The following is a 24,048-nucleotide window of genomic DNA, read 5'->3' as shown; positions in this document are numbered from 1 at the left end:
TCGTTTGCGCACCGAAATCGCTAGAGGACGATCACTGGGATGAACACGCCGAACAGCCAGAAGCCGAAGGCGGCGTAGCCGGGGTCCCAGACCGGGCGTACCCGGTAGCCCCAGTAGTCGATCCACTCCGGCGGATGTCCGCGCCAGTGCACGGCCGGCGGCGGTCCCCAGCCCCACGGCGGCCGGTCGTCGTTACGCCACTTGTTGACCTTCCACCACTTGTGCCACCGGTCGTCGTCCCAGGACTTGTCGTTCCAGTCGCCGCGCCATTCGTTTTCGACCCAGTCGCCACCGCCTCGGTCGTCACGGTCGGGGTCGGCATTGGCCGGCACGACACCGGCGCCAAGGGCTGAGCCGCCTAGAACGGCGACGACGGCGCCCTTCGCCACAATTTTCTTGAGGTCCACCATCGACTCCTCGTCTCCCCGACCCGAACAGGAAACTGAGAAGGACACCCCGATATCGCTCTCACCATCGCTATCGGCAGGGAGCCGCGGCGCCGTTACACACGGTGTCACACCTCGGCGGGCTGTCTCGTCTAACCGGTATGACCGAGACGCAGAAGACCCGCATCGAGCCCCTGTCCCCCGAGCGCGCGCCGCTGTGGATGCGCGCCATGTACCGCTATGCCAAGAAGCGGTTCGGCGAGGTGCCCGAACCGTTCACCGTGGCCGCGCACCACCCACGCCTGCTGGTGGCCAACGGAGTCCACGAGATGCTGCTGGAACGCGGCTCGACGAAGCTGCCTGCCAACGTGCGCGAACTCGCAGTGTTCTGGGCCGCTCGCACCGTCGGATGCTCGTGGTGCGTCGACTTCGGCTCGATGCTGCAGCGCCTCGACGGCCTGGACGTCGAACGCCTCAAGGAGATCGACGACTACGCCACCTCACCGCGCTACACCGACGACGAACGCGCCGCGATCGCCTACTCCGACGCCATCTCCACGAACCCCCACACGATCACCGACGAGCAGGTCGACGATCTGCGGCGCCGGTTCGGCGACGACGGAGTGGTCGAGCTGACCTATCAGATCGGGGTGGAGAACATGCGGGCGCGGATGTACTCGGCGCTGGGCATCACCGAACAGGGCTTCAACTCGGGCGACGCGTGCCGAGTTCCATGGCTCACCTGAGCGGCGAGCCGGTGAACTTGTCCGGGTTCGCGATATCCCATATGGCGCAGATCTTTCCGTCACGCACGGTCATCGCCGTCACCCGCGGGGTCACCGCGGGGAAGCCGTCGCCGGCCGGTGAGCCCGTGAGGTAGCTGCCCAGCTGGCCGTTCACGTTGGCCAGCTGGCTTGACGAGAGGAATGCGGGCCCGTACTTGGCGGCGAGCCCGAACAGGAAGCGGGCCACCTTGTCGGGTCCGTGGATGACACGCGCAGCCGTCGGCGCCCGGCGGTTCGAGTCGCCGGTGAACGTCACATCCGGATGCAGAACGCGCACAACGGCTTCCATGTCTCCCGCAGCGAGCGCAAGCATCAGCGCACCGGCGACCTCGTTGTGCTCGTCGTCGGACACCGGCGGTGGCGCGGCGGTCACGGCGCGGCGGGCACGCGAGGCCAATTGACGGGCGGAGGATTCGCTGATGCCCAACACCGAGGCGATCTCGCCGAACGGCACGGCGAAGCCGTCGTGCAGCACGAATGCCACCCGCTGATCGGGGCGCAGCCGTTCGAGCACCACCATCGCGGCGAACCGCGCATCCTCCGACGCGACGACGCGGGCCAGTGGATCGTCGCGGTCCAGCGGCGTGACCACGGGCTCCGGCAACCACTCACCGACGTAGGCTTCACGCCGGTGCGCGGCCGATCGCAGCCGGTCCAGAGCCAGCCTGCTGACGACGGTCGTCAACCATGCCCGCAGGTCCGAAATATCTTCGCCCGCCGCGCGATTCCACCGAAGCCAGGCATCCTGCACGATGTCCTCGGCGTCGGCAACAGTTCCGGTGAGCCGGTAGGCAACGGCAAGCAGATGCGGCCGCAGTTCCTCGAACTCGTCGACCCGCGTGCTGGCGGTCATAACCGTCAGTCTAGTTACCCGATGTCGCAGCATCAGTTCAGCAGCGCGCGCGCTCTCTCTTCCGCAGCGTCCACATCGATGTTGTGGCGCTTGTTGAAGCGTTGATTCAAGAAGAACAGTCCCAACACCACCGCCCACGACAGCAGGCTCAGCACCAGCTGCGAGCGGAGTTTGTCGTCCAGCGACATTTGCACAAGAATTGCGAGCATTCCCGCTGCGGTGAGGACCGAAAGCGCGGGGAAGAGCCACATTTTCAGCTTCAGATCCGCGCCACGGCGGCGGCGCCGCAACACGATCTGCGAGATGGCGATCAGGATGTAGACGAACAGAATGATCGCTCCGCTGGAGTTGAGCAGGAACGCGAAAATGGTGTCCTCAGCGAAGGCGGCGGCGATGACGCAGGCGAATCCGACGATCGACGAGAACAGAATCGCATTCATCGGCACGCATCGGCGCGTCAGCCGGACCAGCAATTGAGGCGCCTCGTTACGCGCGGCGAGGACGAACAACATGCGCGAAGCCGTGTACATCCCCGAGTTGAGACAGCTCAGTACCGCCGTCAACACCACGGCGTTCATGATGTGGTCCGCGTAGGGGATGCCCATCTCGGTGAACGCGGCGACGAACGGAGACGCTGACAGGTCCTCGTCGTTCCACGGCACGATCGTCACGAGCAGGAATACCGAGAGCACGTAGAAGATCAGGATCCTCCAGATCACCGAGTTAGCGGCCTTGGCGACCGCCTTCTCCGGGTCCGACGATTCGGCGGCGGCGATCGTCGCGATCTCCGGGCCGACCATCGAGAAAATCACCGTGACGATGCCGACGGTGATCACGCCGAAGCCCATCGGCATGAATCCGCCCTCGCTCCACAGGTTGGAGAAGTCGGCGGACTTGTTCGGCCACAGCCCGAAGACGAAGCACGCGCCGATCGCAATGAACACCACGATGGCCGCCACCTTGATGCCCGCAAACCAGAACTCGAACTCGCCGTAGGACTTCACCGAGAACAGGTTGGTGCCGGTCATCAGGACCATGAAGAGTAGGGCGCACAGCCATAGCGGGATGTCTATCCAGTACTGCACGATCTTCGCGCCGGCGATCGCCTCGAACCCGACGACGATCACCCAGAAGTACCAGTACAACCAACCGACGGAGAACCCCGCCCAGTGGCCGAGAGCGTCGCGCGAGTAGTCGGCGAACGATCCGGTGGAGGGGTTGGCCACCGCCATTTCGGCCAGCATCCGCATGACCATGATGATGAGCACTCCGCTGAGGGCATACGTGATGAACACGCCCGGTCCGGTGTCAGCCATCACCACGCCGGAACCCACGAACAGACCTGCGCCGATAACCCCGCCGATCGCGATCATCCGCAGCTGACGCTGACTCAGAGCCTTCTTCAATCCCGGCGCGGCGCTCATGGGCACTCCTCTGATCTTGGCCAGATCAGCCGGGTGTACCCACTTGGCACGCTGCGCTAACCGAACCGACTACCGCTTCGCGAATACCGTCCGGTGCCACTGCTTGTCGGCCACCCCGGTGATGTCGCTCATCACGTGTTTGATGGTGAGGTACTCCTCGAGTGAGTAGTCGCTCATGTCCTTGCCGAAGCCCGACGCCCCGACCCCGCCGTGCGGCATCTCGCTGATGATCGGGATGTGGTCGTTGAGCCACACGCAGCCGGCATTGATCTCACGCGACGCGCGCTGGGCGCGGTACACGTCCCGCGTCCACGCCGACGCGGCCAAGCCGTACGCGGTGTCGTTGGCCTGCCGCAGCGCATCGTCGTCGTCGGTGAATGAGCGCACCGTCAGTACGGGTCCGAAGATCTCATCGCGGTACACCTCCGATTGCTCGTCGACATCGGCGATCACCGTCGGCAGGTAGAACGAGCCAGGCAGATCGGGCGCGGTGCCGCCGGCGACGATCCGGCCGCCCTGCGCGGGGGCGCGCTCGACCATGCCCGCCACCTTCGCGCGGTGCGCCATCGAGATGAGCGGGCCCAGATCGGTGTCGGAGTCATGCGGGTCACCGACGACGACCTTGCCGAACACCTCGGCGACCCCGGCGACGAAGTCGTCGTAGATGTCGCGCGCCACGATCGCGCGCGTCGCGGCGGTGCAGTCCTGCCCGCTGTTGATCAGCGCGCCCGCGGCGGCTCCCTGGATCGCGGCGTCCAGATCCGCGTCGTCGAACACGACGAACGGCGCCTTGCCGCCCAGTTCAAGCTGCGTGCGGTGACCGTGCACGGCGGCCGCGGCCATCACCTTGCGGCCGACGGGCGTAGACCCGGTGAACGTCACCACGTCGACGTCCCGGTGCCCGGCCAGCGCGGTTCCGACATCGCCACCGAGGCCGGTCACCACGTTGAAGACCCCGGCGGGCAGCCCGGCCTCGTCGGCCAGCCGGGCCAGCGTCAGCGTCGTCAACGGCGTGAGCTCACACGGCTTGATGACGACTGTGCAGCCGGCGGCCAAGGCGGGCAACACCTTCCACACCGCCATCTGCAACGGGTAGTTCCAGGGCGTGATGGTGGCAACGACACCGACGGCCTCGCGCCGGATGCTCGACGTGTGGTCGCCGGAGTATTCCGCGGTGGCCTTGCCCTCGAGGTGGCGGGCGGCGCCTGCGAAGAATTCGATGTTGTCGACACTTCCCGGCACGTCGAACTCGTCGGCCAGTCGCACCGGCTTGCCGGTCTGGCTGACCTCCTCGGCGACCAGGGCGTCGGCCTGCCGGTCGGCCAATCGGGCCAGCGCGAACAGCACCGCCGAGCGCTCGGCCGGTGTCGCGCCGGACCACCCCGGCAGCGCCGCGCGCGCCGAAGCGACCGCGGCGTCGACGTCGGCGGGCGACGCCAGCGCGTATTCGGCGACCGGATCACCCGTCGCAGGGTTGATCACCTGGTGAAGGCCGCCGCCGGTGGCTACCGCGGTGCCGTCGATCCAGCTGCTCGCCACGCTCGTGGAGACACTGCCAGTCATGAGCCAACGCTAACCGACAGGCCACCGACCTGGCTACGCATTCCCGCGGTAGGGACCCCTCCGAACGCGTGATTTCATGGTGATGGTTGCTTGCAACGACGGATTCCGTGCACAATCACAGGCATGGCGAACCCGGGTCCCCACCATCCGATGGGCCCCGTCTCATTCCGGGTCAACCAGTCCCGGCCCGGCGCGGCGTTCCAGCTTGACGAGTTGTCGAAGCAGATCATCGAGAAGTTGCAGCAGGACGGCAGGCGCTCGTACGCGGGCATCGGCAAGGCCGTCGGACTGTCGGAGGCCGCGGTGCGGCAGCGGGTCCAGCGCATGGTCGATGCGGGCGTCATGCAGATCGTCGCCGTCACCGACCCGATGCAACTCGGCTTCGCCCGCCAAGCCATGATCGGCATCCGCTGCACCGGCGACACCACCAAGGTGGCCGAGAAGCTGGCCGCCATCGAGTCCGTCGACTACGTGGTCCTCACGGCCGGGTCGTTCGACGCGATCGTCGAAGTCGTCTGCGCGGACGACGACGACCTTCTCGACCTACTCAACACCCAGATCCGCGCGTTACCGGGAGTGATATCCACCGAGACACTTGTCTACCTGAAACTCGTTAAACAGCAATACAATTGGGGTACAAGATGACTACAACCGATATCACCAGAGAGATCACCTCGGAGCTGGGCGCCAAGGCAAACCGCTACTTGTGGGGGCACTTCGCCCGCCACGGCGAGGGCATCACGCCGCCGATCATCACCCGCGGCGAAGGTGTGACCATTTGGGACGATAAGGGCAAGAGCTACATCGACGGACTCTCAGGGCTTTTCGTGGTGCAGGTCGGGCACGGCCGCAAGGAGCTCGCCGAGGCCGCCGCCAAGCAGGCGGAGCAGCTGGCGTTCTTCCCGCTGTGGTCCTACGCCACACCCACCGCGATCGAACTGTCCGAGCGGATCGCCGGATACGCGCCGGGCGACCTGAACCGCGTTTTCTTCACCACCGGCGGCGGCGAAGCGGTCGAGAGCGCGTGGAAGCTGGCCAAGAACTTCTTCAAGCTGACCGGAAAACCCGGTAAGCACAAGGTGATTTCGCGGGCGATCGCCTACCACGGCACCCCGCAGGGGGCGCTGGCGATCACCGGCCTGCCCGCGTTCAAGCAGCAGTTCGAACCACTGACCCCGGGCGGGTTCCGCGCGCCGAACACGAATTTCTACCGGGCGCCCGCGCTGTACGAACACGACGCCAAGGCGTTCGGCCGGTACTGCGCCGACCGCATCGCCGAGGCCATCGAGTTCGAGGGTCCCGACACTGTGGCCGCGGTGTTCCTCGAGCCCGTGCAGAACGCCGGCGGCTGTTTCCCGCCTCCTCCAGGGTATTTCGAGCGCGTCCGCGAGATCTGCGACGAGTACGACGTGCTGCTGGTCTCCGACGAGGTCATCTGCGCCTACGGCCGCATCGGCTCGATGTTCGCCTGCGACGACTTCGGCTACGTTCCGGACATCATCACCTGCGCCAAGGGACTGACATCCGGGTACTCGCCCATCGGCGCGATGATCGCCAGCGACCGGCTGTTCGAGCCGTTCAACGACGGCAAGACCACGTTCGCGCACGGCTACACGTTCGGCGGGCACCCGGTGTCCTCCGCGGTGGCGCTGGCCAACCTCGACATCTTCGAGCGCGAAGGCATCAACAACCACGTCAAGGAGACCGCGCCCGCGTTCCGCGCGACGCTGGAGCAGCTCTACGACCTCCCGATCGTCGGCGACGTCCGCGGCGAGGGCTTCTTCTACGGCATCGAGCTGGTGAAGGACAAGGCCACCAAGGAGACCTTCAGCGACGAGGAATCCGAGCGGCTGCTGCGCAGCTTCCTCACCCCGGCACTGTTCGAAGCGGGCCTGTACTGCCGCGCCGACGACCGCGGCGACCCAGTCGTGCAGCTCGCGCCGCCGCTGATCAGCGGGCAGAAGGAGTTCGACGCGATTTACGAGATCCTGCACGGTGTCCTCGCCGAAGCCAGCCGGATGCTGTAGACCGACGGCGTAGGTTCAGGCGGGTGAGCCCGCAAAAGCCGCCCGTCGATCCCGTCCGCTGGCAGCCGCCACCGGTCGACCCGCTGCCGGAGTTCGGATCCGCCGACCTGACGGTCGTCGCGCTGCCGGGCAACGCGCCGGAAGACGTCGTCGTCGACGCCGAGGGAAACATCTGGACCGGCGTCGACGACGGCCGCATCGTGCGCATCCCGCCCGGGGGTGGCGAGCCGACCGTTGTCGCCACCGTCACCGGCAGACCGCTGGGCATGCACGTGGCACAGGATGGCCGAATCCTGGTGTGCAGCAGTCCCGGCGGGCTGCTGGCGCTCGACCCGGCCAGCGGTGCACTCGACACGCTCGTCCGCGAGGTCGACGGCCGTCCGCTGCGCTTCTGCTCGAATGTCACCGAGATACCAGACGGCACAATCTTTTTCACCGAGTCCACAAGCGCATTCACCTACGAGCACTTCAAGGGAGCGGCGTTCGAGGCACGGCCGCGCGGCAGCCTGTTCCGGCGCGACGCCGACGGCACCGTCCTCACGGTGTTGCCGGGTCTTTACTTCGCCAACGGCGTCACGCCGACGGCGGACGGTTCGGCCCTGGTGTTCGCCGAGACGCTGGGCCGTGCGCTGTCGAAGTTCTGGTTGACGGGCCCGCGGGCAGGCACGGTGACACCGCTGCGCGCCAACCTGCCCGGCCTTCCCGACAACCTCTCCACCGGCGGCGACGGCCGCATCTGGTGTGCCATGGTCTCCGGGGTGAACACAGCGGCGGACCGTCTGGCGACGAGCCCGCCGCTACTTCGCAAACTGCTGTGGAAGCTGCCCGACACGTTGCAACCCCAGCTCGAATCGCAGGTGTGGGCCGTTGCGTTCGACCCCGATACCGGCGAGGCCGTCGCGGGCCTGCACACCGCGCACCCGGAATTCGGGCAGGTGACCGGCCTGGTGGAAGCGGATGGGCGGCTGTGGATGGGCTGCATCGGGGCGCCGGCAGTCGCGAACTGCGCGCTGCCGTAAATCACGTCTGCAACTCCAATCACACCAGTAACAGCGCGCCTCCGCGGAATCGTTCCTTCCAGCGCCTAACCTTCGCTCACGATGGCGAAGTATCGAACCGCAATTGTGCGCGCTGTCTCGCTGGCAGCTGCGCTTTGCATGCTGGCCTCCCCCGCCCTGGCAAGCGCCGAACCGGTCGCTGCGCCGAACGCCTGCCCGTACCGCGAGGTGACACCGCCCGCGGTCGATGCCTCCGAAGTGCCCAAGCCCGGCCAGGACGCGCCCTCGCCGCTGCCGGTGCCCGCCGAGCCGCTCGGCGGCGACGCCCTGTCGGGGTGCGGCGTGATTACCGCCCCGGGCACCCCGCCGCTGCCCGGGGACGTCTCCGCTGAGGCGTGGCTGGTCGCGGACCTCGACACCGGTGACGTCATCGCCGCCAAGGATCCGCACGGCCGCCACCGCCCCGCCAGCATCATCAAGGTGCTCGTCGCGATGCAGGCGATCAAGGAGTTGCCGATCCACAAGGTCGTCGCGGGCACCGCCGAGGACTCCGCCCAGGAGGGCACGAAGGTCGGCGTCGGCGAGAACGGCCACTATTCGATCAACGACTTGTTGCACGGCCTGCTGATGTATTCGGGCAACGACGCTGCGCATGCGTTGGCTGCGCAGATGGGCGGGATGGACGCCACGCTGGCCAAGCTCAACGACCTGGCGAGCAAGCTCGGTGGTCGCGACACCCGCGTCGCGACCCCGTCGGGACTGGACGGACCGGGCATGAGCACCTCGGCCTACGACATGGGCCTGTTCTACCGCTACGCCTGGCAGAACCCGATATTCACCGACATCGTGGCAACTCGATCGTTCGACTTCCCCGGCCGAGGCGACGTGGGCTACCCGATCGAGAACGACAACAAGCTGCTGGCCAACTACCCCGGTGCGCTCGGCGGCAAGACCGGCTTCACCGACGACGCGGGCCAGACCTTCGTCGGCGCTGCGAACCGCGACGGCCGTCGTCTCGTGGCCGTGCTGCTTCGTGGCACCCGTCAGCCGATCGCGCCGTGGGAACAGGCCGCGCACCTGCTGGATTACGGATTCGCCACTGCGCCCGGTACATCCGTGGGCACCTTGATCGAGCCGGACCCGTCGCTGTCCGGCTCCAAACCCGATGCCGCCGCAAGCAATTCGGCCGTCAACGCCGCACCCATACTGGCGGATGTGGACGCGATGCCGGTGCGTGTCGGCGTCGCGATCGGCGGCTCCGTCATCGTCTTATCGCTCATCATGGGCGCACGGTCGTTGAACCGGCGCCCGCAGCACTACTGATCCGGCTGACCCCACCGCCGCAGCAGCCGCTCGCCGTCTGTGTGCAGTCGTTCGACCACTTGCGCCGCCGAGCACACCGCGCGAACCATGCCGACGCCCTGTCCGGCGTTGACGGGCGCCACCCGGAAGTCCTGCGCCACGACCGCCGCGGCGAGTGCGGCTTTCGTCTCGTCGTCGATCGCGCGCTCGTGTCCCTCGAAGCGGTCGACGAACTCATTGCGCAGCACACGCTCGGGAATCGTTGTCGGCCAGGGGTACTCCTGCGCGACATCGAACAGACGCGTCGTTACAGTCGCGTCCGCGGGTGCCGCCAGCAGCAGATCGCGGACGCCCGCAGGTGTCGCCGCTTCGGTGCACGCCGCGAACGCCGTGCCCAGCCAGACGCCGGACGCACCGGCGGCCAGTGCCGCGGCCAGGCCTCGACCTGAGCCGATGCCGCCGGCAGCGAGCACCGGGATCGACACCTCGTCGAGCACCTCTGCGAGCAGGGGCAAGGTGCCGAGGCGCGGTTCGCCGTGCCCACCGCCCTCGGCGCCGCGGGCCACCAGCACGTCGACGCCCGCATCGGCCGCGCGCCTGCCCGCGGTCGCGTCGGCCACCTGCGCAGCCACCGGCACGCCGGCATCGTGCGCCCGCTCCACCCATGACCATTCGCCCCCGAAGCTCACCGCGAGCAGTGCAGGCCGGGCGGCGAGGGCGGCCTCGAAGAGATCCGGCTGCGCCGACATCACCCAGTGCACAAGCCCAATGCCGTACGGGCGCTCGAGCCCGGACACATGCGTCAGTTCGTTGCGCAGCTGCGCGGCGGTGGCCGAGCTGCCCATACCGATCATGCCGAGGGCGCCGGCGCGCGATACCGCGGCCGCCAGCGCACCGCCGGCCGCGCCGCCCATCGGAGCGTTGACGATCGGTACGTCGAGGCCCATCGCTCGGGACCACGGCGTTGACAGTGCCACGGCGCGACGGTACCGCTTTGCTACTGTCCGAAGGGTCACGAAGTGACACCGGACGAGGGGCACCGTACCCGGCCAGCGACAAGACGGTGCTTCGGAGGTGTGTGATGGCCTGGCTGATTCTTGTCGTGTCCGGTGTGCTGGAAGCGGTCTGGGCGACGGCGCTGGGCAAGTCGGAGGGCTTCACCAAAGCGGGGCCCACGGTCGTGTTCGGGATTTCGGTCGTGCTGTCGATGGTGGGACTTGCCGTCGCGATGCGCAGCCTGCCGGTCGGCACCAGCTATGCCGTCTGGGTCGGCATCGGCGCCGCGCTGACGGTCGCCTACGCGATGCTGACCGGCACCGAGGCGGCGTCACTGATCAAGGTCATGCTGATTCTCGGTGTCATCGGCTGCGTCATCGGCCTGAAGCTGGTCAGTCACTGACGGCGATTCAGTCGCGAAAAGCTAAGCGCCCCTAGGGCTCCCACGGCGGCCGCGGTCAGGGCCCCCGGTACACCCAGACCCTCGCGAACCTCGACCCGGGGAGTGATCTGGGCTGGATTAGGCGGCGCGACCGGTGCGGCGAGAAGGTTCTCGGTCGACGTCGCCGCCCAGGCCGTCGCGAACAGGATGAGCCGAGCGGTGATGTAGGCGAACACCATCAGGCCCAACACCGGGCCGAACGTCGCGCCCGCCGGACCCGTCACGACCGACCGCAGGTAGATCGCAGCAACCTGCTTGAACACCTCGAACGCCACCGCCGCCAGCAGCCCTGCGCGCATCGCGCTGCGGAAGGTAACCGGCTCTCGCGGCAGCCGGGAGATCATCCAGGTGAACAGCAGCCAGGAGATGGCCAACGCGACGAGCATCGACACCACGCGCAGGCCTGCCGTGAGTCCCGGTATGTCGTGGATGCCGATCCACGCCAGGATCCTGGCGACCAGCCGCTGGTCGCCGAGCGCGGTCAGACCGACGGTGACCACGATGGCAAGAAACGCCGACAGCAGCGCCGCAAGGTCCGCCACCTTGGTGCCGACGAATCCGCTCGTCTCAGATCGCTGCTCCCACATCGCACTCAACGCTTCGCGCAGATTGGCCATCCAGCTCAGCCCCGCCCATGCCGCGGTGGCAAGACCGAAAAGGCCCAGCGACGTACGGGATTCGATGGCGGTGTTCATCAGGTCCACGATCTGCTGTCCGACATCTCCGGACACTGTCTGCCTGATCCGGTCGGCTATCTTGGCCAATACGTCAGGTTGGCGTGCCAGCGCGAACCCCGCGATGGAGAACCCCAGCATCAGCAACGGGAACAGGGCGAAGACGGTGCCCGCATCGCGTGGGCGAACCACGGATAGCGTGCTTTCAGGCGATCCGGAATGCCTGGCTTGTCAGGCTCGGCTGCAGCTACCGGCCCGGCCGGTGGTGACATCCGCGCCTCCCACGTTGCTACAGAAATCCCAGCCGCTCGTATACCCGCTGCAGCGTCTTGGCAGACACCTCTCTGGCGCGCTCAGCGCCTGCCGCCAGGACCGCCTCCAGCTCGGCCGGATCAGCGAGCAGTTCGTCCACGCGGGCCTGGATCGGCCGCACGAATTCGACCACGGCCTCGGCGGTGTCGGTCTTCAGGTCGCCGTAGCCGCGTCCGGCGTAACCCGCCACGAGCTTGTCGATGTCGGCACCGGTCACGGCCGACTGGATGGTGAGCAGGTTCGAGACGCCCGGTTTCGCGCCCTGGTCGAAGCGGATCTCGCGCTCGCTGTCGGTGACCGCCGAACGGATCTTCTTGGCCGACACCTTCGGGTCGTCGAGCAGACTGATCAGCCCCGCCTCTGTCGCGGCGGACTTGCTCATCTTCGCCGTCGGATCTTGAAGGTCGTAGATCTTGGCCGTGACCTTCTGGATCAGCACGTCCGGGACGACGAACGTGTCCGGAAAGCGGGCGTTGAACCGCTGCGCGACGTCGCGGGCCAACTCGAGATGCTGGCGCTGATCCTCCCCGACCGGCACCAGGTCCGTGTCGTACAGCAGGACGTCGGCGGCCATCAGCACCGGATAGGTGAACAGCCCGACCGTGGTGGCCTCGGCGCCTTCCTTCTGCGACTTGTCCTTGAACTGCGTCATCCGCGACGCCTGGCCGAAGCCGGTGAAACAGCCCAGCACCCAGGCGAGTTCGGCGTGCTCGGGCACCTGGCTCTGCACGAAGATCGTCGAGCGCGACGGATCGATACCCAGCGCGAGGTATTGCGCGGCGGTGGCCAGGGTGCGCAGCCGCAATTGCGCGGGATCCTGCGGGATCGTGATCGCGTGCAGGTTGACGACGCAGAAGAAGGCGTCGTAGTCGTCCTGCAGGCCCACCCACTGTTTGATCGCACCGAGCGCGTTGCCCAGATGCAGAGAATCGGACGTGGGTTGGACACCGGAGAAGACGCGCTGGCTCATGATGGGTCAATCTTGGCATGAGTCACCCAACGGATTTTTGGACGCTCTGCTCCTTCGACTGTTCCAATGCCCTGCGCGCGAACACCCAGCGTTCGGTGATCGCCATCTGGCCTCGGCCCCTGCCGAGGAAGGTGACGAACCACGAGATGACCGCCATCAAGCGGTTCCGCCCGCCGACGAGGTAGTAGAGGTGCAGGCCGAGCCATGCCAGCCACGCGATGAAGCCGCCGAACTCCAGCTTGCCGACCTTGCATACCGCGGAGAATCGCGACACCGTCGCCATGCTGCCTTTGTCGAAGTATTTGAACGGCTTTCGAGCCGCCGGATCCTCGCCCTTCAGGCCGGCTTTGATCTGTTTGGTGGCGTAGGTCGCACCCTGGATCGCACCGGGAGCCTGGCCCGGCACGTTCGGCACGCTCATCATGTCGCCGATGACGAACACGTCGGGATGGCCCTTGACTGTGAGGTCCGGTTCGACGATTACGCGCCCGGCCCGGTCGACCTCCGTCCCGTCGGACTGCTCGGCGACCACCTTGCCCAGCGGACTGGCCTGCACCCCGGCCGACCACACCTTGACGGCGCATTCGATCCGGGTCTCCTCCCCGAAGTCCTCGCCCACCTTCTCCTTGACCGTCAGCCCCTTGTAGTCGACGTCGGTCACCATGGTGTTCAGCTTGATCTCGACGCCCATCTTCTCCAGCCGGCGCTTCGCCTTGAGCCCAAGCTTGGGGCCCATCGGCGGCATCACCGCGGGACCGGCCTCGACGAGGATCACCCGCGCCTCGGTCGGATCGATGGTGCGAAACGCCCCCTTGAGCGTGCGGTCGGCGAGTTCGGCGATCTGACCGACGATTTCGACGCCGGTCGGCCCGGCCCCGACGACGACGAACGTCAGCCGGCGCGTGCGCTCCTCCTCCGACGTCGTCACCTCGGCCGCCTCGAACGCGCCCAGAATCCGGCCGCGCAGTTCGAGCGCGTCGTCGACGGTCTTCATGCCGGGGGCGAACGCTTCGAAGTGGTCGTTGCCGAAGTAGGACTGCTGGGCGCCCGCCGCGACGATCAGGCTGTCGAACGGCGTGACGCGCTCCCAGTCGAGCAGTGTGGAAGTCACGGTCTTGTTCGTCAGGTCGATGTCGACGACGTCGCCGAGCAGGACTTCGGCATTTTTCTGCTTGCGCAGGATGATTCGTGTCGCGGGCGCGATCTCGCCCACCGACAGGATGCCCGTCGCCACCTGATACAGCAGCGGCTGGAACAGGTGGTGCGTCGTCTTCGCGATCAGTGTGACGTCCACGTCCGCGCGCTTGAGGTGCTTGGCGGCGAACAGTCCGCCGAAGCCCGATCCGATGATGACGACGCGGTGTCGCGGCTGGGCTGTGGTGTCAACGCTCACCGCTCGAACCCTAACCGAACTCGACGGTCACCGGCGCATGGTCGCAGCGACTCACTTGCGGTACCGGCGGTATCACCTTTAGTGTCGGGCAGCATGACCGAGCGCGCACCCATCCACCTGGGCTCCGGCGAGCCGATGCTTTTGCTACATCCCTTCATGATGTCGCAGAACGTGTGGAAAGACGTCGCCCCGATGATTGCCGACACCGGCCGGTACGAGGTGTTCGCGCCGACCATGGCCGGCCACAACGGCGGCCCGAAGGGGCCGTTCTTCCTCAGTTCGAGCGCTCTGGCCGACGACGTCGAACGGCGTCTCGACGCGCTGGGCTGGGACACCGCGCACGTCGTCGGCAACTCGCTCGGCGGGTGGGTGGCATTCGAACTCGAGCGCCGCGGGCGGGCCCGGACTCTGACCGGCATCGCACCTGCCGGCGGGTGGCGCCACTTCACGCCGGCCAAATTCGAGATCGTCGCCAAGTTCCTCGCGGGCATGCCGATCTGGCTGTTCACGCTCGTCGCTCGCGAACACACACTGAAACTGCCGATCACCCGCTACCTGACGCACCTGCCGGTCAGCGCGACGCCGGACGGCCTGTCCGACGACGACCTGCGCGACATCATCGACGACGTCTCGCACTGCCCGGCCTACTACCAGTTGCTGATCAAGTCGTTGTCCTCGCCGGGCCTGCTGGAGATCGCCGAGGGCAAGGCACCGACGCACCTGGTGATCTGCGAGAAGGACCGGGTTCTGCCGCATCCGCGGTTCACCCGACACTTCACCACGTACCTGCCCGAGGACACCGAGGTCACGCACCTCGACGGTGTCGGGCATATCCCGATGTTCGAGGCACCCCGGCGGGTCGCCGACCTGATCGTCGGGTTCACCGACCGCTACGCTTCGCCGCCACCGAAGACGGCGACCGGCGGCTAACGCTCCGTCACCGGCTCGGCCGTCACGCTCTCCAGCACCGAGTTGAGCGTCTTGCTCGGCCGCATCACCGCGGTGGTCTTCTCGCGGTCCGGGTAGTAGTACCCGCCGATATCGACCGAATCGCCCTGCACCTCGGCGAGTTCGGACACGATGGCGTCCTCGTTCTCGGCCAGCGTCTTCGCCAGATTCGCGAAGTGGTCCGCCAGTTCCTGGTCGTCGGACTGATCGGCGAGTTCCTGCGCCCAGTACATCGCGAGGTAGAACTGGCTGCCTCGGTTGTCGAGCTCACCGGCCTTGCGCGACGGACTCTTGTTGTTGTCCAACAGTTTTCCGATCGCTGAGTCCAGCGTCTTGCCCAACAGTACCGACCGCTTGTTGTCGGCCTTGCGACCCAGATCCTCGAAACATGCTCCGAGAGCCAGGAATTCGCCAAGGGAGTCCCACCGCAAGTGGTTCTCCTCGACCAACTGATGCACGTGCTTGGGCGCCGAACCGCCGGCACCCGTCTCGTACATGCCGCCACCTGCCATCAGCGGCACGATCGACAGCATTTTGGCGCTGGTGCCCAGCTCCAGGATCGGGAACAGATCGGTCAGATAGTCACGCAAGATGTTTCCGGTGACAGCGATGGTGTCCTGTCCGCGGATCACCCGCTCCAGCGTGTACCGCATCGCCCACACCTGCGGCATGATCTGGATGTGTAGGCCCTCGGTGTCGTGGTCCTCCAAATAGGTCTTGACCTTCTTGCGCAACTCGGCCTCGTGCGGACGCTCGGTGTCCAACCAGAACAACGCCGTCATGCCCGACTCACGCGCCCGAGTGACCGCGAGCTTCACCCAGTCCTGAATCGCCGCATCCTTGACGATCGGCATGCGCCAGATGTCACCGGTCTCGACGTTCTGCGAGAGCAGCACCTCGTCGGTGTCGATGTCGACGATGTTGGCCACGCCGTCTTCGGGAATCTCGAAGGTCTTGTCGTGGCTGCCGTACTCCTCGGCCTTCTGCGCCATCAGGCCGACGTTGGGGACGGTGCCCATGGTCGTCGGATCGAACTGCCCGTGAGTCTTACAGAAGTTGATCATCTCCTGGTAGATCCGGGAGAACGTCGACTCCGGATTGACCGCCTTGGTGTCCTTGGTGCGCCCGTCGGCGCCGTACATCTTGCCGCCGAGGCGGATCATGGCGGGCATCGACGCGTCGACGATCACGTCGGACGGCGAGTGGAAGTTGGTGATGCCGCGGGCCGAGTCGACCATCGCCAGCTCCGGCCGGTGCTCATGGCAGGCGTGGATGTCGTTGACGATCTCCTCGCGCTGCGAGGCCGGCAGCTTCTCGATCTTGTCGTAGAGGTCGGACATGCCGTTGTTGACGTTGACGCCGAGTTCGTCGAACAGCTTCTGGTGCTTGGCGAATGCCTCCTTGTAGAACACCTTGACCGCGTGGCCGAACACGATCGGGTGGCTGACCTTCATCATGGTCGCCTTGACGTGCAGCGAGAACATCACGCCGGTCTCGTAGGCGTCCTGCATCTCCTGCTCGTAGAACTCGCACAGCGCCTTCTTGCTCATGAACATGCTGTCGATGACGTCGCCCTCGTCGAGCTTGACTTCGGGCTTGAGCACGAGGGTTTGACCGCTCTTGGTCTCGAGCACCATCTTGACCTTGCGGTCCTTGTCGATGGTCATCGACTTCTCGCCGGCGTAGAAGTCGCCGCCGCGCATGGTCGCGACGTGCGTGCGCGACGCCTGCGACCACTTGCCCATGCTGTGCGGGTGCTTCCTCGCGTACTCCTTGACCGCTTTCGGGGCCCGCCGATCCGAGTTACCCTGTCGCAGAACGGGATTGACCGCGCTACCGAGGATTTTGGCGTAGCGATCCTTGATCGCCTTCTCCTCGTCGTTCTTCGGCTCTCCGGGATAGTCCGGCAAGTCATAGCCCTTGGCCTTGAGTTCCTTGATGGCCGCCAACAGCTGCGGCACCGATGCGCTGATGTTCGGCAGCTTGATGATGTTGGTGTCCGGGTTCTGCGTGAGCTCACCGAGTCGGCCGAGGTCGTCGGGAACCCGCTGCTCGTCGGTCAGACGGTCGGAGAACTCGGCGAGGATGCGAGCCGCGACCGAGATGTCACTGGTCTCGACGTTGATGCCCGCCGGCTCGGTGAAAGTGCGAACGATCGGCAGGAAGGCGTATGTCGCCAGCAGCGGCGCCTCGTCGGTGAGCGTGTAGATGATGGTCGGCTGCTCGTCACTCATGTGGCTCTCCCGCGTCGGTCTCGGTCAGTGCAGTGGCTTTTGGTGGCTATCAGTATCGCTTCGGCTACGACGCTACGCGCGCGCCGGGGGTATCGGTCCGCCACCTCGTTATGGCTACTGACCAGTAGCTTTGCCCTCGCCCTGGAAATGGGGGCTTTTGCCCCATGCCATCGCAACCGCCGCGCGACACGATCGCAGTCGACCGAGGCGCGCGATCGACCCGCTGGCACCCAGTCAGCGAATTGCGATACTCTCTATCTCGGTCATGAGTGCCAGCGACAAGCCCCGGCTCGCTGGCCGGCAACCCTCCAACCGCGGTGGGGTGCCCCGGGTGATGACCAGGTTGAGTAGCCGCTAGCGGCTGCCGGCAAGCGCGGGTCCGTTGTGACGGGCCCCCAGAGAAGACAGGCGGAGGTCCGGCGTGCGCAGTTACCGCTGAGTGCGTGCAGCCCTACCCGGCCCCTCACAACAGGAGAACCGATGAGCACCGACAACACCATCGACGACCCGACCGCTCGGTGGGCGTTCGAGACCAAGCAGGTCCACGCGGGCCAGACGCCCGACTCCGCCACCAACGCGCGGGCGCTGCCGATCTACCAGACCACGTCGTACACGTTCAACAGCACCGATCACGCCGCGGCGCTGTTCGGCCTCGCCGAGCCCGGCAACATCTACACCCGGATCATGAATCCGACCCAAGACGCCGTCGAGCAGCGCATCGCAGCGCTCGAAGGCGGTGTGGCCGCCCTGTTCCTGGCCTCCGGCCAGGCCGCCGAGCACTTCGCGATACTCAACCTCGCCAACGCGGGCGACCACATCGTGTCGAGCCCGCGACTGTACGGCGGCACGTACAACCTGTTTCATTACACGCTGCCCAAGATCGGCATCGAGGTGAGCTTCGTCGAGAACCCCGACGACCTGGAGTCGTGGCGGGCGGCGGTGCGGCCCAACACCAAGGCGTTCTTCGGCGAGACGATCTCCAACCCGAAGATCGACGTCCTCGACATCCCCGGCGTTGCGGCCGTCGCTCACGACGCGGGTGTCCCGCTGATCGTCGACAACACCATCGCGACGCCGTACCTGATCCAGCCGCTGGCCCACGGTGCCGACATCGTCGTGCACTCGGCCACCAAATACCTCGGCGGGCACGGCGCGGCGATCGCGGGCGTGATCGTCGACGGCGGCACCTTCGACTGGACCAACGGCAAATTCCCCGGCTTCACCGAGCCAGATCCGAGTTATCACGGCGTGGTGTTCGCCGAACTGGGGCCGCCGGCGTTCGCGCTCAAGGCCCGCGTTCAGCTGCTGCGTGACCTCGGCTCGGCGGCTTCGCCGTTCAACGCCTTCCTGATCGCGCAGGGGCTCGAAACACTGAGCCTGCGCGTCGAGCGGCATGTGCAGAACGCGCAGCGCGTCGCCGAGTACCTGGAGGCGCACGAGGACGTCCTCTCCGTCAACTACGCCGGTCTGCCCAGCTCACCGTGGCATGAGCTCGGAAAGAGGCTGGCGCCGAAGGGAACCGGCGCGGTGCTGGCCTTCGAGCTGGCAGGCGGCATCGACGCGGGCAAGGCGTTCGTCAACGCGCTGACGCTGCACAGCCACGTCGCCAACATCGGCGACGTCCGGTCGCTGGTGATCCATCCGGCGTCGACGACGCACGCCCAGCTGACCCCAGAGGAGCAGCTCGCCACCGGTGTCACGCCGGGACTGGTCCGCCTCGCCGTGGGCATCGAAGGCATCGACGACATCCTCGCCGACCTCGAGCAGGGCTTCGCCGACGCCAAGCCGTTCCACTCGGCGGCGACGACCGATCCGCGTACGACAGCAGCGTTCTAGATGACGATCTCCGAGGTGGAAACTGTGAGCCTGCCCGCCGAAGGTGACGTCGGTGTGGTGGACATCGGTGCGTTGACGCTGGAGAACGGCACGGTCATCGAGGACGTGCAGATCGCCGTGCAGCGCTGGGGCGAGCTCTCGCCCACCCGCGACAACGTGGTCGTCGTCCTGCATGCGCTGACCGGTGATTCGCACGTCACCGGCCCGACCGGCCCCGGAGCCGAGACCGAGGGCTGGTGGGAAGGTGTGGCAGGCCCTGGCGCACCGATCGACACCGACCGTTGGTGCGCGGTGTCCACCAATGTGCTGGGTGGCTGCCGGGGATCGACGGGCCCCAGCTCACTGCATGCTGACGGAAAGCCGTGGGGCTCACGGTTTCCCGTCGTGTCGATACGCGACCAGGTCGAGGCTGACCTCGCGGCGTTGGCTGCGCTGGGCATCACCCGGGTCGCGGCGGTGGTCGGCGGCTCGATGGGCGGGGCGCGTGCGCTCGAGTGGATCGTCGGCCATCCCGACACGGTGCGCGCCGCGCTGGTGCTGGCGGTCGGCGCCCGGGCCACCGCTGACCAGATCGGCACCCAGAGCACGCAGGTGGCGGCCATCAAGTCGGATCCGAACTGGCAGGACGGCGACTACTACGGCACCGGGCGCTCCCCCGACATCGGCATGGAGATCGCCCGGCGCTTCGCGCACCTGACGTACCGGGGCGAGGAGGAACTCGACACCCGGTTCGCCAACGACGCGCAGCCCGGTGAGGATCCGGCGATCGGCGGCCGCTATGCGGTGCAGAGCTACCTCGAGCATCAGGGCCGCAAATTGGTGGACCGGTTCGATGCGGGGACATATGTCGCGCTCACCGATTCGCTGTCCAGTCACGACGTCGGTCGTGGGCGGGACGGTGTGGCATCAGCCTTGCGCAGCTGTCCCGTGCCGGTCGTGGTCGGCGGCATCACGTCGGACCGGTTGTACCCGCTGCGGCTTCAGGAGGAATTGGCCGAGCTGCTCCCGGGTTGTACCGAGCTGAACGTGGTCGATTCGATGTACGGCCACGACGGCTTTCTGGTCGAGACGGAGGCGGTGGGCAAGTTGATCCGGTACACGTTGGAGCTGGCCGAACGGTGACCCGCTCGCAGCAGCGCTCGCTGTCATTCGGCGCCGAAGCCGCGGCCTACGAGCGCGGCAGGCCGTCCTACCCCCCCGAAGCGATCAACTGGCTGCTGCCTCCCGGCGCCCGCGACGTGCTGGATCTCGGCGCAGGCACGGGCAAGCTGACCACCCGCCTCGTGGAACGCGGCCTCGACGTGCTCGCCGTGGACCCGATCCCCGAGATGCTCGAGCTGCTGAGCAATTCGCTTCCCGACACCCCGGCGCTGTTGGGCACCGCCGAGGAGATCCCGCTGCCCGACGACAGTGTCGACGCCGTCCTGGTGGCCCAGGCCTGGCACTGGTTCGACACCGAACGCGCGGTCACGGAGATCGCGCGGGTGCTGCGCCCCGGCGGCCGGCTCGGGCTGGTGTGGAACGCTCGTGACGAGCGGCTGGGCTGGGTCAAAGACCTCGGCCGCATCATCGGCCACGAAAACGCCCAATTCAACGACACGACAACGGTGCCCGCCCCGTTCACCGATGTCGAACACAACTCGGTCGAGTGGACCAGCTACCTGACCCCGCAGGCACTGATCGACCTCGTCGCCTCGCGCAGTTACTGCATCACCTCGCCCGAGAACGTGCGGACACACACCCTGGACCGGGTCCGGGACCTGCTGGCGACGCATCCGGCGCTTGCGAACACCGAGGGTCTGGCGCTGCCGTACGTCACTGTGTGCATCCGCGCGACGCTGGCGTGAATTTCCGCCGAACGTCCATAATGGACGTTTTGGCCATAACGGCTAGAATGACGTCATGGCCACACTGACGTTCCGTAATCGCGAAGGCGAGCTGGTCGACGTCCCGACCGTCGCCGCTACCCGCTTCAAGAACGAGTTCGCCACGATCTTCGAACAGGCCGCGCTGGGCGGTGCCGTCGCGATCACCAAACACAACACCCCCAAGGCGGTGCTGCTGTCCTATGCGGAGTTCGAAGCGCTGACCCGGGCCGGCACGCCGGCACTCGACGATCTGGCCTCGCAGTTCGACGAGCTGCTCGAGAAGATGCAGGCACCGAGTTCGAAGCGCGCGATGACATCGGCGTTCGACGCCGCACCGGACCAACTCGGTGACGCTGCGGTCAAGGCGGCACGCGCCGAACGCTAGCCCGTTTCTCGCATGGCCCGTAAGGCTGCGCCGCGCCTGTACGTCCTGGCCGGTGTCAACGGTGCAGGCAAGAGCAGCATCGGCGGCGCCACGATCCGAACGTCGGGCGCCGACTACTTCAATCCCGACGAAGCCGCGCGCGAGTTGATCGCCGCGAATCCGGGTCTCGATCAGGTGAGTGCGAACGCCATGGCGTGGCAACAGGGCAAGCGCCTGCTCGAGCGGGCGATCGACGAGCGCAAGGACTTCGCTTTCGAGACCACGCTCGGCGGAGCCACGATGCCGAGGCGGCTCGCCGAGGCGGCGTCGCTCGGCTTCGAGGTACGTATCTGGTTCGTCGGACTGGCCACCGCCGACATGCACATCGACCGGGTCCGCAGTCGCGTGCGCGCCGGCGGCCACGACATTCCGGAGTCGAGCATCCGTCGACGCTGGCGGCACAGCAGGTTGAACCTGGTCCAACTCCTGCCGCACCTGACCGAACTGCGCCTCTACGACAACTCCGCTGACGCCGACCCCGCCGCTGGACGTGCGCCCCGGCCGCTCCTTGTGTTGCATCTCGACCGCGGCGAGATCGTCGGCCCGCCCGATCTGTCGTCGACGCCCGAGTGGGCCAAACCGATCGTCGCCGCCGCACTGAAAATCAGTTGAACCGCGACACCCGTCTCTCTAACGTGGCCGACATGTCGAACACCTCGATGAGGATGCGCGCCCGTGTCCTCCCCTCATCAGGGCCGGCATGAAACCGGCCAGAACTTCCTGTGCGACCGCTCTGTCATCGCCGCCATCGTCGAAATCGTCGCCGGCACTGAGGGACCCATCGTGGAGATCGGCGCCGGCGACGGTGCGCTCACGCTGCCTCTGCAGCGTCTCGGCCGCCCGCTGACCGCCGTCGAGGTCGACAGGCGACGAGCGGTCAGGTTGGCGCGACGAACCACCGCGGCCACGCGAATCGTCGACGCCGACATCCTGCGCTATCGCCTGCCCCGCACACCGCACGTCGTCGTCGGCAACCTGCCGTTCCACCTCACCACCGCGATACTGCGACACCTCCTGCACTTCCCCGGCTGGACCGATGCGGTGCTGCTGGTGCAGTGGGAGGTCGCCCGCAGGCGCGCAGGGGTCGGCGGTGCGACGATGATGACGGCGCAGTGGTGGCCGTGGTTCGAATTCTCCTTGGCGAGAAAGGTGTCCGCGGCGGCGTTTCGACCCCGTCCGACAGTCGACGGGGGCTTGCTGACGATCCGTCGGCGGACGGACCCGCTGGTCGACCCGCGCGACCGTCGCCGCTTCCAGGCGTTGGTGCACGACGTGTTCACCGGCCGCGGACACGGTGTCGGCCACATCGTCGGTCGCAGGCTGCCGAGGGCCACCGCACGACAGTGGCTGCGCGACAACGGCATCCGCCCCGCCGCGCTACCGCGTGACTTGACCGCCGCGCAGTGGGCAGCGCTGTTCACGGCGTACCGAACCACCGGATGAGCGGGTTTGCGCCTTGGGCAAGATTCAGCTGGTGCCCAGCGGGTCGATCGTCCAGGCGATGTAGAGCATTGCGGCGCTGACCGTCGCGGTCGTCGCGACGTCGATGCCCCTGCTGCGCACGGCGAGCAGGCCGGCGCGGTCGTCGGGAAGGACGATGCGCAGGGCGGCCGCGGCGCCGACGGCGATCGCCATCACCAGCGCTCCGCGGCGCCAATAGCCGACGGCCACCAGGCCGAACGCCGCGATGAAGATCAGCCCGACCGACCAGATCGGCCACTGCACCGCGAAGACTTTGCGGGCGAACTCTTTAGGCGTCACGTTCCGCGCGTTCCACGACGTTGGTCAGCAGGAACGCCCGGGTGAGCGGACCGACCCCGCCGGGGTTCGGCGACACATGCCCGGCCACCTCCCACACATCGGGGTGCACGTCGCCGACGAGCTTTCCGTTGTCGTCGCGGCTGACGCCGACGTCGACGACGGCCGCGCCCTGCCGCACCATCTCGGCGGTGACCATGTGCGGCATACCTGCGGCGGCGATGATGATGTCCGCCTCGCGCGCCAGCTCGGGCAGGTGCCGGGTCGCCGTGTGGCACAACGTCACCGTGGCGTTCTCCGACCGTCGCGTCAGCAGCAGCCCCAGCGGACGGCCGACGGTGACACCGCGGCCGATGACCACGACCTGCGCGCCGGCGATCTCCACTTCGTAGCGCCGCAGCAGGTGCACGATGCCGCGCGGGGTACACGGCAGCGGCGCCGGCTCGCCCAGCACCAGTCGGCCCAGGTTCGTCGGGTGCAGGCCGTCGGCGTCCTTGCCCGGATCGATGCGCTCAAGCGCGGCGTTCTCGTTGAGGTGCTTGGGCAGCGGCAACTGCACGATATAGCCGGTGCACTCGGGGTCGGCATTGAGCTCGTCGATGGTCTCGTCGAGCGTGGCCTGGCTGATGTCGGCCGGCAGGTCGCGCCGGATCGACTTGATGCCGACCTTCGCGCAGTCGGCATGCTTGCCGCGCACGTAGGCGTGCGAACCGGGGTCGTCGCCCACCAGCACGGTGCCCAGTCCTGGCGTGCGGCCCGCAGCCGTCAGCGCCTTTACCCGTTCGGTGAGGTCGACGAAGATCTCGTCGCGCGTGGCTTTACCGTCCAATGTGATCGCACCCACGGCGCCTATTG

The 24,048-nt window shown here is 67.0% G+C and carries 21 protein-coding genes, 3 pseudogenes and 2 riboswitches; of the genes and pseudogenes, 13 read left to right on the top strand and 11 right to left on the bottom strand.

Features of this window, described 5'->3' with window-relative positions; all coding sequences use genetic code 11:
- Nucleotides 1-20 precede the first annotated feature (20 nt).
- The gene (locus N4S67_RS20530) at nt 21-410 is read right to left on the bottom strand and encodes a hypothetical protein (RefSeq protein ID WP_260994868.1); all 390 of its coding nucleotides are present in this window, start codon (nt 408-410) and stop codon (nt 21-23) included.
- Nucleotides 411-511: 101 nt separating this feature from the next.
- On the opposite strand from N4S67_RS20530, the pseudogene N4S67_RS20525 reads away from it, so the two are divergent.
- Nucleotides 512-1,132, top strand: a pseudogene (locus N4S67_RS20525) (carboxymuconolactone decarboxylase family protein); the annotation flags it as partial.
- On the opposite strand, the gene N4S67_RS20520 reads toward N4S67_RS20525, so the two are convergent.
- From N4S67_RS20520 to N4S67_RS20510, 3 genes and pseudogenes are all read right to left on the bottom strand, one after another.
- A complete protein-coding gene (locus N4S67_RS20520; protein WP_260994867.1) occupies nt 1,125-2,024 on the bottom strand; it encodes a sigma-70 family RNA polymerase sigma factor in 900 nt (299 codons plus the stop codon). The pseudogene N4S67_RS20525 and the gene N4S67_RS20520 overlap by 8 nt on opposite strands.
- 77 nt (nt 2,025-2,101) lie before the next feature.
- Nucleotides 2,102-3,448, bottom strand: a pseudogene (locus N4S67_RS20515) (amino acid permease); the annotation flags it as partial.
- Nucleotides 3,449-3,517: 69 nt separating this feature from the next.
- Nucleotides 3,518-5,011, bottom strand: a complete 1,494-nt coding sequence (locus N4S67_RS20510; protein ID WP_260994865.1) for a gamma-aminobutyraldehyde dehydrogenase — start codon at nt 5,009-5,011, stop codon at nt 3,518-3,520.
- 123 nt (nt 5,012-5,134) lie between these two features.
- Here N4S67_RS20510 and N4S67_RS20505 point away from each other — a divergent pair, with 123 nt between their 5' ends.
- The 4 genes from N4S67_RS20505 (at nt 5,135) to N4S67_RS20490 (ending at nt 9,359) form a co-directional block, all read left to right on the top strand.
- Nucleotides 5,135-5,656: an Lrp/AsnC family transcriptional regulator gene (locus N4S67_RS20505; protein WP_260994864.1), complete on the top strand. Its 522-nt coding sequence runs from the start codon at nt 5,135-5,137 to the stop codon at nt 5,654-5,656.
- Entirely contained in the window at nt 5,653-7,038 is a 1,386-nt protein-coding gene (locus tag N4S67_RS20500; RefSeq protein ID WP_260994863.1) for an aspartate aminotransferase family protein, read from the top strand. Before N4S67_RS20505 ends, N4S67_RS20500 begins: the two co-directional genes overlap by 4 nt.
- A 23-nt stretch (nt 7,039-7,061) precedes the next feature.
- Nucleotides 7,062-8,057, top strand: coding sequence for an SMP-30/gluconolactonase/LRE family protein (locus N4S67_RS20495; RefSeq protein WP_260994862.1), 996 nt, complete (start codon nt 7,062-7,064; stop codon nt 8,055-8,057).
- 81 nt (nt 8,058-8,138) lie between these two features.
- Nucleotides 8,139-9,359 carry a D-alanyl-D-alanine carboxypeptidase family protein gene (locus N4S67_RS20490; protein ID WP_313959969.1) on the top strand — a complete coding sequence of 407 codons (1,221 nt, stop codon included), beginning with the start codon at nt 8,139-8,141 and terminating at the stop codon, nt 9,357-9,359.
- Here the strand turns inward: N4S67_RS20490 and N4S67_RS20485 are convergent.
- On the bottom strand, nt 9,353-10,285 hold the full coding sequence (locus N4S67_RS20485) for an NAD(P)H-dependent flavin oxidoreductase (protein WP_260995270.1): 933 nt from the start codon (nt 10,283-10,285) through the stop codon (nt 9,353-9,355). The two genes, N4S67_RS20490 and N4S67_RS20485, sit on opposite strands and share 7 nt — an antisense overlap.
- A gap of 59 nt (nt 10,286-10,344) precedes the next feature.
- Nucleotides 10,345-10,408: riboswitch (guanidine-III (ykkC-III) riboswitch) on the top strand.
- 11 nt (nt 10,409-10,419) lie between these two features.
- On the opposite strand from N4S67_RS20485, the gene N4S67_RS20480 reads away from it, so the two are divergent.
- Nucleotides 10,420-10,737 (top strand): DMT family transporter, encoded by a 318-nt coding sequence (locus N4S67_RS20480; RefSeq protein ID WP_260994861.1) that lies wholly within the window; start codon nt 10,420-10,422, stop codon nt 10,735-10,737.
- Here N4S67_RS20480 and yhjD read toward each other — a convergent pair.
- From yhjD to N4S67_RS20465, 3 genes and pseudogenes are all read right to left on the bottom strand, one after another.
- Nucleotides 10,731-11,722, bottom strand: a pseudogene (gene yhjD / locus N4S67_RS20475) (inner membrane protein YhjD). The gene N4S67_RS20480 and the pseudogene yhjD sit on opposite strands and share 7 nt — an antisense overlap.
- A 17-nt stretch (nt 11,723-11,739) precedes the next feature.
- Nucleotides 11,740-12,732, bottom strand: coding sequence for a tryptophan--tRNA ligase (gene trpS, locus N4S67_RS20470; protein ID WP_260994860.1), 993 nt, complete (start codon nt 12,730-12,732; stop codon nt 11,740-11,742).
- 22 nt (nt 12,733-12,754) lie between these two features.
- Nucleotides 12,755-14,125 (bottom strand): NAD(P)/FAD-dependent oxidoreductase, encoded by a 1,371-nt coding sequence (locus N4S67_RS20465; protein ID WP_260994859.1) that lies wholly within the window; start codon nt 14,123-14,125, stop codon nt 12,755-12,757.
- A 93-nt stretch (nt 14,126-14,218) separates the two neighbouring features.
- Between N4S67_RS20465 and N4S67_RS20460 the strand changes: the two genes are divergently transcribed.
- Entirely contained in the window at nt 14,219-15,055 is an 837-nt protein-coding gene (locus N4S67_RS20460) for an alpha/beta fold hydrolase (RefSeq protein WP_260994858.1), read from the top strand.
- On the opposite strand, the gene N4S67_RS20455 is transcribed toward N4S67_RS20460, so the two are convergent.
- Nucleotides 15,052-17,307 carry an NADP-dependent isocitrate dehydrogenase gene (locus tag N4S67_RS20455; RefSeq protein WP_260994857.1) on the bottom strand — a complete coding sequence of 752 codons (2,256 nt, stop codon included), beginning with the start codon at nt 17,305-17,307 and terminating at the stop codon, nt 15,052-15,054. The two genes, N4S67_RS20460 and N4S67_RS20455, sit on opposite strands and share 4 nt — an antisense overlap.
- A gap of 261 nt (nt 17,308-17,568) precedes the next feature.
- Nucleotides 17,569-17,687, top strand: a riboswitch (SAM riboswitch).
- Between the two features lie 100 nt (nt 17,688-17,787).
- Here N4S67_RS20455 and N4S67_RS20450 point away from each other — a divergent pair.
- From N4S67_RS20450 to erm, 6 genes are all read left to right on the top strand, one after another.
- Nucleotides 17,788-19,143 carry a bifunctional o-acetylhomoserine/o-acetylserine sulfhydrylase gene (locus N4S67_RS20450; RefSeq protein WP_260994856.1) on the top strand — a complete coding sequence of 452 codons (1,356 nt, stop codon included), beginning with the start codon at nt 17,788-17,790 and terminating at the stop codon, nt 19,141-19,143.
- Entirely contained in the window at nt 19,144-20,265 is a 1,122-nt protein-coding gene (gene metX / locus N4S67_RS20445; protein WP_260994855.1) for a homoserine O-acetyltransferase MetX, read from the top strand.
- The gene (locus N4S67_RS20440; protein WP_260994854.1) at nt 20,262-20,990 is read left to right on the top strand and encodes a methyltransferase domain-containing protein; all 729 of its coding nucleotides are present in this window, start codon (nt 20,262-20,264) and stop codon (nt 20,988-20,990) included. Before metX ends, N4S67_RS20440 begins: the two co-directional genes overlap by 4 nt.
- A gap of 55 nt (nt 20,991-21,045) precedes the next feature.
- On the top strand, nt 21,046-21,396 hold the full coding sequence (locus tag N4S67_RS20435) for a type II toxin-antitoxin system prevent-host-death family antitoxin (RefSeq protein ID WP_260994853.1): 351 nt from the start codon (nt 21,046-21,048) through the stop codon (nt 21,394-21,396).
- Between the two features lie 12 nt (nt 21,397-21,408).
- On the top strand, nt 21,409-22,047 hold the full coding sequence (locus N4S67_RS20430; protein WP_260994852.1) for a zeta toxin family protein: 639 nt from the start codon (nt 21,409-21,411) through the stop codon (nt 22,045-22,047).
- 63 nt (nt 22,048-22,110) lie between these two features.
- Nucleotides 22,111-22,878 (top strand): 23S ribosomal RNA methyltransferase Erm, encoded by a 768-nt coding sequence (gene erm, locus N4S67_RS20425; protein ID WP_260994851.1) that lies wholly within the window; start codon nt 22,111-22,113, stop codon nt 22,876-22,878.
- 24 nt (nt 22,879-22,902) lie between these two features.
- On the opposite strand, the gene N4S67_RS20420 is transcribed toward erm, so the two are convergent.
- Both N4S67_RS20420 and N4S67_RS20415 read right to left on the bottom strand, forming a co-directional pair.
- Nucleotides 22,903-23,196, bottom strand: a complete 294-nt coding sequence (locus N4S67_RS20420) for a DUF3017 domain-containing protein (protein ID WP_260994850.1) — start codon at nt 23,194-23,196, stop codon at nt 22,903-22,905.
- Nucleotides 23,186-24,037, bottom strand: a complete 852-nt coding sequence (locus N4S67_RS20415; RefSeq protein WP_260994849.1) for a bifunctional methylenetetrahydrofolate dehydrogenase/methenyltetrahydrofolate cyclohydrolase — start codon at nt 24,035-24,037, stop codon at nt 23,186-23,188. Before N4S67_RS20415 ends, N4S67_RS20420 begins: the two co-directional genes overlap by 11 nt.
- Nucleotides 24,038-24,048 lie beyond the last annotated feature (11 nt).

The organism is Mycobacterium deserti (assembly GCF_025345615.1).
Classification (GTDB): domain Bacteria; phylum Actinomycetota; class Actinomycetes; order Mycobacteriales; family Mycobacteriaceae; genus Mycobacterium; species Mycobacterium deserti.
This window is presented reverse-complemented; position numbering and strand designations above follow the sequence as displayed.